The sequence below is a fragment of the Caballeronia sp. BR00000012568055 genome (assembly GCF_029439455.1).
Taxonomy (GTDB): domain Bacteria; phylum Pseudomonadota; class Gammaproteobacteria; order Burkholderiales; family Burkholderiaceae; genus Caballeronia.
The window spans coordinates 259,453-268,680 of record NZ_JAQFVG010000311.1; the positions used below are offsets into that span (position 1 = coordinate 259,453).

Consider the following 9,228-nt stretch of genomic DNA (forward strand, 5'->3'; position numbering starts at 1 on the left):
ACAAACGTTTCAACGAATGTCCAAGCGATGAACATCGACTTGCTCCTGGCGTGCCGCATTGATGGTTGTCCGCGCATAAAGCAACTCTTTCAATTGCCTTATTTCTTCGTCAACGGAAAGCCGGTCTGTCTGCAGATGTAGAGAAGGCGAGGAGGGCGGCTCGTAGGTGTCGGACAGGCCAGTGAAATTCCCGATTCGACCCGCCCGCACCTGCTTGTACAGGCCCTTGGGGTCACGCGACTCACAAATCGAGATCGGCGCATCCACGAAAATTTCGAAGAAGTGCTCGCCGATGATCCCGCGCGCCAGTTCTCGGCAGGCGCGGGTGGGCGAGATTACTGCGACGATAACAACTTCGACGTATGCCGTTAATAGCTTCGCTACGTGTGCGATTCGTCTTACGTTTTCCTTGCGATCGTCCGGGCTAAACGACAGGTTGGCGTTCAAGCCCTTGCGAAGCTCGTCACCGTCGAGGACGGCACAAGTAATGCCCGAAGCCTTCAGCGACTCGGCGAAAGCATTTGAAATGGTCGTTTTCCCTGCGCCCGACAAGCCAGTCATCCATAAAATACTGTTCGGACGCTTTGAAATAGTCGCCATAAATTCGTCTAAACAAACGCCCCTTGTTGATGAATCAATCGTACGGTGCAACCAATACTACCACGCGCTTTTTTTGCTCTGTCCGGTGTCCCAGTACGCATGGGCCTGCCGATGCAGTATATTCAGGAAACGCGACAAAATCGATGTGGTCGTATTTTTGCTGCTAGACTTTGCAAGAAAACATGCAATCGAGGCACCAGAGTCGAAAACGATGTGCGACGTATAAGAGAGCCTTGCAAGTCGAGTTGCATTCACCGAGTATGCGTTATCGACACTACGGCGTGTTCTCGATCGGATTCGAACGCGTGCAATTGCGGCTGTGGCGGATAGTTGCGCATTGGTGCTTGTGCCTTTATTCCGATTCCTTCCGGAGATTCGTGCATGGATCGTCGCGATGTCATCCTCAAATACATTACGAAAGCGCACCTGGGAATCGAAATTGGACCGTATTTGTGGCCTCTGACGCCAAAGCGCGATGGTTACAACTGTTTAGTCATGGACGTGTTCGACACGGATGCTTTAAAGGCTCTTGCGACCCGAAACGGATACTCTGCCGAACAGCAGCAAGCGCAACTGGAAGCTGTCGATCTGGTTGGATCATCGACGCATATCGACGAAGTCGTGGCGGAGCACCATCGACTCGGAAGCTTCGATTACATCGTTTCCTCACATAACTTCGAGCATCTGCCAAATCCTATTCGTTTTCTCCAAGGTTGTGCTCGTGTTTTGAGGCCTGGTGGTCTGATTTCCATGGCAATGCCGGATCGCCGCGCATGTTATGACTATTTCCGTTCACTGACGCCGCTGAGCGAGTGGCTGGAGGCGTATTTCGAAGGTCGTCGACAACCCTCGCTTGCGCAAGTCTTCGACAATAAATGGATGCGTTGCACCTACGATCACCACGGCGAGCCATACGGCAGTTTTTTTCGCGGTGCGCCTCCGACCGGCATTACGGTTGGCGCGAACTTGCAGAAAGATTTCGACGAATGGCTCGAGGGCAACAAATTGCAAGATCGCGACTACGAGGACGCGCATTGCTCGGTCTTCACGCCGGCGTCCTTTGAGCTGCTGATACGCGACGCCTCCTATCTGGGGCTGATTCCGTTCGAAATCGTTGAGATCTCTGAGTCGCCTGGCGTCGATTTTTTCGCGCACCTTCGTGCGGTCGCCAATCCGGCGGTTTTGCGTCCGGCGGATTACGAGTCCATCCGCGATGCGCTGGCGCACCGGGTTCTCGATGAGGCATCCGAAACTTCGACGCTCGGCCATGAAGCACGCGTTGATCCGGTCGACAATATTCATCGGCGATTTGATGAACTGGTGGATGAAATCAGGCAAAACACTGCTCCTGCCAATTCAGGAACTTCGGCGGAAGGGTTGTGCCAGCAAATCCAGCACATACAGACTGGCTTCGAGATGATCCGGCAGCAGATGGCGACGCTCGATTCCAACTTGGTGTCGCGCGATGCGGAGCGCGAACATTACCGGACGGAGTTGGCCATTGCACACGAGAAGACTTTGTACCTCGTCGAAACCATATCGGCGCTTCGGGCTTCGACCTCCTGGAGACTCACTGCACCGCTCAGACGTCTCGTCTCCGCATGGCGGGGTCGGGTCTGAGCATTTACACGGCGACCTCGTTGTTCGCAATGCGTCGCCCCATCAAATCATTTCGTCCGTGCAATATTCGATATGACGTTTGCGAACGCACGGCTTGCTCGTATGGCTATTGTCTCGATCGGAGCGAAGAGAATCGCTGCGACAATGCAAAGTGGCAGCGTCGTCAAGACCATGTAGTTCACCGTTGCCTGCCGCGACACGCCGTGCTCCGGCAGCGTGATCAAAAGAAACGAGGAGTAAGAGACGATCACGGACATATGGACCAGGTAAAGCGGAAAGGAGATATGGCCGAGAAAGTTCGAGAGACGCCGCTCGAAGAAGGCCCGAAGGGTTCGACTTTGTGCGACCGCGGTTACGAGCAATGCTGCCACCAGCGCCATAATGTTTGGATCGCCCGAAATATTTTTCTTCCATGTGCATAAGGCAACGACAGTGACGATAACAACAAACCCAGAAACGGTCTTTGCGGCGCTGTCTTCACGAAACCATTGCGATTTCGTTTGTGCGTTGGCCAGCATCATTCCAAGAAGAAACGCGACGAGCGGACTGTGCAACAAGATCAAGATCACCATCGACGCGATATAGACGGGAATCAGGTACGTCTCGGCAAATAAGGCTAAGCATCCGAACACGAACATCGAACCGAATAACTCGGTGCTCATGGTCCACAACGCGGAGTTGTACGTATGAGCAGGATCGTATGAAAAGTAGACGTCAAATAAAGAGAAACGAAGAAGATCGGGGAAAGCGGGCGTGAAGCCGAAGAAAGTTCCGAGCCAGAAAGCGCTCTTTGCGTATATGGCTGCTTCATGATTGAAAACCAAACCGGTTTCGAGCAACGCGAACGATATCAGGCAGGAAGCGAGAATAGGTAGGGTGAGGCGCGGATACCGGCGAAGCGCCAGCTGAGCCAGGATACTCGTTCGACCTGTTTCGAAAAATCCGCACGACAGGGCGAACCCCGAAATTACAAAAAAAATATAGACGGCGAGCGTTCCGTCACTTACGAAGTAAAGCCAAGGTTTCTCGTATGAATTCACCGCGGGCGCCGCGATCCCTCGGATGACATGAGCAAGCACCACCATCAGCGAGGCCCATCCTCGCATACCATCCAGATACGCCTTGCGCATGGCAATGTCGCTTTGTTGAAAGGGCACGTGAGTTTAACAGAATGCTGCTGCAATCCACGTCTCTGGTGTCCCGGGCCTTGCGAACAGCAATCAGCTTACGGTATCGACGAACGTGGCCGAATCACTTCCTCTTGTCGCATTATTTTGGGTGATTTGATGGCATGCCATTGCGGACTTCCGTTCCAGTAACACCGACGAGGCATGGTCGGTCATGCGAACGTCACCTATGTTTTTCGTCGAGGGCGACTCCTGCCGTGCTTGACTTGTGCGTGTCCAAATCGAAACGACTGTGATGAGCAAGCTCGAAAGACGGGAAATCAATTGCACCGTGTAAGCGGATTTCTAGATGCCATTTTGTCGGCTCGCGCTGCGGATGCCAAGAAGTGCAAAAGGATTTGCTTGGATCGAAATGCAAATACATGCGGTCAAGTAGAAACGCATAAGAGCGATTTGGCGCAAGTCGTCACAAATCAGGGCATGAAATTTCCGAAGTTTTGCTTCGGCGATTAGGCGGATCTGTCCAAAGTGAAAACAGGACTTCCCTTCGAGATTTTGATTTTCCCGTTGATTCGCGCCACGAAATTAACGGCACTTTGCACTCGCAACATCACGTCTCCTAGATTAAGGCGTTGAGCCATCCGGCACAACAAAATTCTAAGCACGGCTGGTTACGCCGGCACACCGCACCGGTCCCGCAACAGAACTCAGCACCGCGCAAGCCTGCGGGACTGGATGTAAGGCGAACTATTCCGAAAGAGGTATCAAAATCGCGAGCTTTCTGGGCGCGATAGCTCAAAAAGAGGCGCATCATCCTAATCACCTATCTGCGTTTCGACGCATCGACCCGAGCGCAATACGCTCCGTTTTTTGGCACGCGTCTGATGGACGCAAAATTCTTCGTCTGCAGCAGCCATGCAATTTGGCCGTGTGCGAGTAGTGCGGGAAACTGAGTTCTCGCAGGACCGCTTCAGCATTGGCTTTTCAAGCGAAACGTAGTTTCGCATCGTTTGAGAACAATTCCGCACGGACAGTGCGAACGTCACCTATGCCAGTCGTCGAAGGCGACTCTCGCCAAGCTTGCTTCGCGCGGTTCCAAATCAAGGCGACCGTGATGAACATGCTCGCAAGACGGGAAATCACTTGCACCCTGTGTGCGGATTTCGAGATCCCATTTTGTCGGCTCGCGCTGCCGATACCAAAAAGCGCAAAAGGAATTGCTTGACTCGACAGGCTAACGCCTGCGGTCAAGTAGCCGTGCTTCGGTTCATCCGACGCATGGATCATCAGGCGGCAGTGCTTCCCTGCGCCGGGTGAATCGAAAATCTGATCTCTAAGATCCCGGAAAGCAAAGCGCGCAGTCTTTCAACAACCCGGGACGTTCTTCTGATAGGTGAGAACGTCGCCTTTGATGCGACGACCGTGAAAATACTATTCAATTTCTCGCCCCTGTTAGATAACGCGGGACTTCCTCAGCGGCTTACCAAAGAGCTTGCCGAACTTTTCAACCGCCATCTATCGAAAGCTCATAGCACGACACGTGTGACGTCGAACGCCATCTCCATCAAAACGCAAAGCTATCGCGTGCGGCATCTCATTGCCGGCTTCCGCGAACTGCGCAAGGGCGGTTTCGCACTGCAGTCGCCTTGGAACCTGTCCGAAAAACACATCGCTCATCTGGTCAAGCTGTGGGTCTCGGAAAAGGACCAGGCACCGGGCACCGTCGAGAACAAGCTGACCTACTGGCGGACACTTGCCGCCTGGATGAAAAAGCACCAGCTAGTGGGCACGGTCGATGACTACATCAAGCGGCCCGACGGATATCGCCGCTATTACGTGGCGCAGGAAGATAAATCCTGGGAAGCGGCGAACGTTGACGTCAACGAAGTGATCTCCCGGCTTTGTGAGCATGATCGGTGGGTTGCGATTCAGGTCGAATTGCAAGCGACGTTCGGCTTGCGCGCCCAAGAAAGCATGCTTTTGCGTCCATTGCAATGTCTGCGTATCTCGGGCCACCTGCACGTCATCGACGGTACGAAGGGTGGCAGGCCCCGGCTCGTGCCGATCGATGCTGAATGGCAATACGAAGTCCTCATCCGTGCAGCGAGGCTCTCGAATCCTCGCACCGGCTCAATGATTCCGGAGCCATGGTCGCTCAAGCGGTGGTACCGCCATTTCTATCACGTGCTCCAGAAAGAGGGCATCGCGCGCGGTGGCTTGGGTGTCACGGTCCACGGGCTGCGCCACGCTTACCTCCAAAAGATGTACGAGGATATAACCGGGGTGCCGGCACCGATCAAACTGCCAGATCACCGGCCAGATCCGGAACTTCATAAAAGGGCCATGCAACAGCTGGTCGAAGCCGCGGGGCATAGCCTTGCAGCGAAGGCGACGGCCTACATCTCAACCTTCGCGACGGCGGAGCGCCTGTCTAGGCCTGTGGTGACCTTCGAGCAGGCGATCGCGGCTCTTCATGCGGCGAACGGCGTCAAATCGGAGGCGGCGAAGCGCCTGAAAATTTCAAGGCAAGCGTTTTATCGGATACTTGCAAAAGGTGGCCCGTTGCCAACTGTAGCGCCTGCAAACCCCGCCGAGACCGAAGCACCGTCAACATCCGCGCCTAACGAGGCCCTCGAAGGTCCAGTGTTGGCTCAGATAATCAACAACGCGACGCCGGGCCAACTTTCACTGCTTGCCGAATAGGGTTACCATCGCTAACGGACGACGTCCCGTCGTCATGATCGGCGACGGATTTCGGCCCTTAGATATGGTGCATAGTCGACACTGATTACGATGAACGGCCATCACTATCAGCGCAATACTCGGCGCAAGCAAGGATGAAGCCGTGCCTTTGCTCACACCCGCGCCGCTCGTCGTTTTTTCCAGTAGTCACAGGAGTTGCACTTACGCACTGTGCTCGGATTTTCAATGAACTCCGGGCTCATGCGAAAGGATGGTCCCGCTCGTTTTGAAAGACGCCGTAAAAGCACGTCTCCTACCGCGTTTCATATTGCGCCGCTCTTAGTGGTCCCGCACGACCTGTTTTTTGGCTGGAAAAGCAGGATTCCGCACCCGATAACGCCATTTCGTCATGTAAAAAGTGTGCCGAATAAGGGCGAGGTGACTATATGGCACGTGTAGTAAAAGGAAAATTTACTCAGCGAATCAATGGTTACGCTGGTCTTGGAATCTAGTGGGACGCTATCTGGGTAGTGTCGCTCGCAGGCCAAACAACTGCGGACTCACGCTGCTGGCACAACATCCCTCAAATAACTTTAATAGTTATGCGGCTGCAAATAGGGCGCTTGCCCGGTGAAGGTTCCCATCGGCCGGTATGGCTGCGAAAGGCGGCACTATAACGATTGCGGACGAGCTCGGTAAGGCGTGCCACAACATTCGATTCCTCATCATCGAGACGTTTGTTCAGCAGGTGTCCCTCGTAGCCTTGTGTGACGATCTGCTCGCGGCCGAGCAAGCTGCTCAGTTGACGCTGAAGTTCGGCCGCGTAATCTTTGGTGGGTATGGCTGGCATGTCTGTCTCTCGATTACGATGCGCCCGTTTGCAGCGGATAGTCCCGTAAGGTCCATTCGACGTGGCCTGCTGTACTAGCCAGCAGTTTTATTGCGAGTCAGCGCGGCGCCGCCCATCATGCAAAGAGCGGTTGGTGCTACCTCCGCGCTGTTGGTGTCCGTACTGTGTGCGGCTTTTGCGGTTTATTCGAAAAGTCTCTGTAAATCTATCAGGAACGAAGCGATACCTTTTCGCGGCTCTTTCTACGAAATTCAAATTATCCTGATAATCTCAACGGTGGTCCGGAGCGCGTCCGGCGCTTTTCCGATGCACCGCCACGCCGCCTGTTCGTTATGACATCCCGGATGACGTAAGCTTCGTTGTCGCTTGACGAGAGCCTGACTGGCAACCCTGTCATGCTAGACGCGGGCCGGCGTCCCTCACGCACTGCGACATACTACTTACGTCATCGCCGCTTCCATCCACCAAGCCTACGATGGATGCTCCGCCGATTCAGACCCAATTTCGGCGCTTCCAGCAATTCACTCGTTTAGCCGATCATCCGCGACGGAGTTTGATCTTACGATTGTATGTTTCAAATCTCTTCGGCACTGTACCTGCATACCGCGTCGGGCGTTTCCAAGCGCCACGCAATGCCTGACGAGCGATGTGTCTTCCTCTTAATTGAATGGGCTATCGAAATCGCGACCTTTACCAGCTCCTGATGCGCGTCGTCGAATTTAAGATTGTTTCTGCAGCACTCGAAACGAAAAATCGAAAGCTAACGACCACCGAAGACCTGGAGCTTTGCTATGTTAAAACGATCCCGCTTGCACGCTCAAATGCAGCTTACCGCCTTTTTTCCCACGCAGGCGTACCTCGGGTACCCTAAAAGTTATCAGGAGGAGCCTTCGCTTAGGCAACGCAGGCGCGAATACGCCGAGTTCTCGCGCAAGCTTCGCGCGGTCTTCGCTCCGCTGCTACTGAACCAGTATGCGTTGCACGAACACATGATGGTGCAGACGAGTCTAGGATTTTCGGGCGGGGCCGCAGGCGCGGACTGCATAGCTGTTACACGCTTCGGCGTCTTTGTCATCACGCGCATTCGGTCGATGGGTGCCCTTAGCTTGACGACCAAGGCAAATGAACTTCTCGTCACCGAGTCCGACACGGCGCACGTAATTCGATGTCCTCTTTGGCAAGCCGCGCCAGTCGTGCATTTCCTGTCCGCGCTACTGTCGGATCTGAAGTGCCCAGTTGAGGCCATCGCGATCACTACCGACGACGCTTGCAAGATCGACTTCGACCTTCCCCCATCGATTATGAAACTGCACGAATTGGATCAGTTTCTGCGACAAAGGTATGCCCCCTTCGTTGGAGTGCAGTGGTCTTTCTTCGACGTCAACCAAATCAGTGCGCGCATTCGCCAAGGGTGTCGTGATTGGGACAAGGAAGTGGATGAAGCATAGGCACGTGATGGCTTAATGCCTGACGAGCGCCGTGCGCGTAATGGTGGGCCAAGTCGGTGCTCAGATCGGAGCAGTCTCGCGCACCGGTCGACCGTCCAACCCTGGCGTAAGCTCACAGTTACATTAGGTCTCGTCGCTGACGATGTCGTTCGTTACGACACGGCGCATTTGGAACGTGTCATGGCATCCCGCCCAAGATCGTTTTTCGGCAAACATACTGTGAGGAAGCAATTTGTAAGCAGGCGATGCGATTGTTGTGCAATTAGCCGGGCCGAACTGATTTCGCAATATCCACTTGTTATCCTTTAGAATCAGGGATGTAGACTCGATTGGAGTCCGATGAAGTGGAAATATCAGGACGAACTCTTCGGCCCGGGTTTTACAGTTCAATACGACTAGTAGGGCCAACGGGGAAAAGCGAAGGGGGCCGTGACGGCGACGCCGGGATGCAGGCGTATGGGCGGCGACAATTATTTTGGCCGGCCAAGATAGTTATATGAACGCCCCCGATGCGCCAGGTTTTCTTGCGTGTTGCATCGACAGGATAGGTTGCAGCTTTATATGCGGCCTCATTGCAGCGTGATACGCTGCGGGCCCCGATGAAATCCGCTGACTCGCTCCTCATTTGTCGCACGAGCTACGCGCTCAAACTATCTTTCAGGCTTAGCGAGTTCAGGTCCGACCTGTCTTGTCATCACGCTCGATTGCCAACGCAACCTTTCGAAGTCATCCTGCAAGCTTCAATCTTCCATACGGTTCTACTTATCAAGCTGGTCGTGCACTGACGTGCCCCTGGTTGTACGCCGTACCATGTGCGAGAACTGCCCAGATTGTTCGGGCCATCTTGTTAGCAAGTGCTACGGTCACCACGTTGGATGGCCGTCGTTTCTGCAACTGCTCA

6 protein-coding genes and 1 pseudogene are annotated in these 9,228 nt (G+C 54.1%); 3 read left to right on the forward strand and 4 right to left on the reverse strand.

The features are described 5' to 3' along the window. Positions 1-9: 9 nt before the first annotated feature. On the reverse strand, positions 10-600 hold the full coding sequence (gene cysC, locus P7F28_RS23565) for an adenylyl-sulfate kinase (protein ID WP_277187172.1): 591 nt from the start codon (positions 598-600) through the stop codon (positions 10-12). Between the two features lie 381 nt (positions 601-981). On the opposite strand from cysC, the gene P7F28_RS23570 reads away from it, so the two are divergent. Next, positions 982-2,220, forward strand: coding sequence for a methyltransferase domain-containing protein (locus P7F28_RS23570; RefSeq protein WP_277187173.1), 1,239 nt, complete (start codon positions 982-984; stop codon positions 2,218-2,220). A gap of 47 nt (positions 2,221-2,267) precedes the next feature. Here P7F28_RS23570 and P7F28_RS23575 read toward each other — a convergent pair whose 3' ends face one another. Then, positions 2,268-3,350 (reverse strand): acyltransferase, encoded by a 1,083-nt coding sequence (locus tag P7F28_RS23575; RefSeq protein WP_277187174.1) that lies wholly within the window; start codon positions 3,348-3,350, stop codon positions 2,268-2,270. A gap of 1,419 nt (positions 3,351-4,769) precedes the next feature. Between P7F28_RS23575 and P7F28_RS23580 the strand changes: the two genes are divergently transcribed. Continuing rightward, complete coding sequence (locus P7F28_RS23580) at positions 4,770-6,050, forward strand: integrase domain-containing protein (protein ID WP_277187175.1); 1,281 nt, start codon at positions 4,770-4,772, stop codon at positions 6,048-6,050. A 562-nt stretch (positions 6,051-6,612) separates the two neighbouring features. Here the strand turns inward: P7F28_RS23580 and P7F28_RS23585 are convergent. Continuing rightward, positions 6,613-6,879 carry a hypothetical protein gene (locus tag P7F28_RS23585; RefSeq protein ID WP_277187176.1) on the reverse strand — a complete coding sequence of 89 codons (267 nt, stop codon included), beginning with the start codon at positions 6,877-6,879 and terminating at the stop codon, positions 6,613-6,615. Positions 6,880-7,700: 821 nt separating this feature from the next. On the opposite strand from P7F28_RS23585, the gene P7F28_RS23590 reads away from it, so the two are divergent. Continuing rightward, a complete protein-coding gene (locus P7F28_RS23590; protein WP_277187177.1) occupies positions 7,701-8,327 on the forward strand; it encodes a hypothetical protein in 627 nt (208 codons plus the stop codon). Positions 8,328-9,092: 765 nt separating this feature from the next. Here P7F28_RS23590 and P7F28_RS23595 read toward each other — a convergent pair. Continuing rightward, a pseudogene (locus P7F28_RS23595) lies at positions 9,093-9,228 on the reverse strand (IS110 family transposase); the annotation flags it as partial.

Bases quoted from the DNA above. Each gene is read 5' to 3' on its own strand.
- cysC (WP_277187172.1), bottom strand. From the start codon at position 600: ATGGCGACTATTTCAAAGCGTCCGAACAGTATTTTATGGATGACTGGC.
- P7F28_RS23570 (WP_277187173.1), top strand. From the start codon at position 982: ATGGATCGTCGCGATGTCATCCTCAAATACATTACGAAAGCGCACCTG.
- P7F28_RS23585 (WP_277187176.1), bottom strand. From the start codon at position 6,879: ATGCCAGCCATACCCACCAAAGATTACGCGGCCGAACTTCAGCGTCAA.
- P7F28_RS23575 (WP_277187174.1), bottom strand. From the start codon at position 3,350: ATGCGCAAGGCGTATCTGGATGGTATGCGAGGATGGGCCTCGCTGATG.
- P7F28_RS23590 (WP_277187177.1), top strand. From the start codon at position 7,701: ATGCAGCTTACCGCCTTTTTTCCCACGCAGGCGTACCTCGGGTACCCT.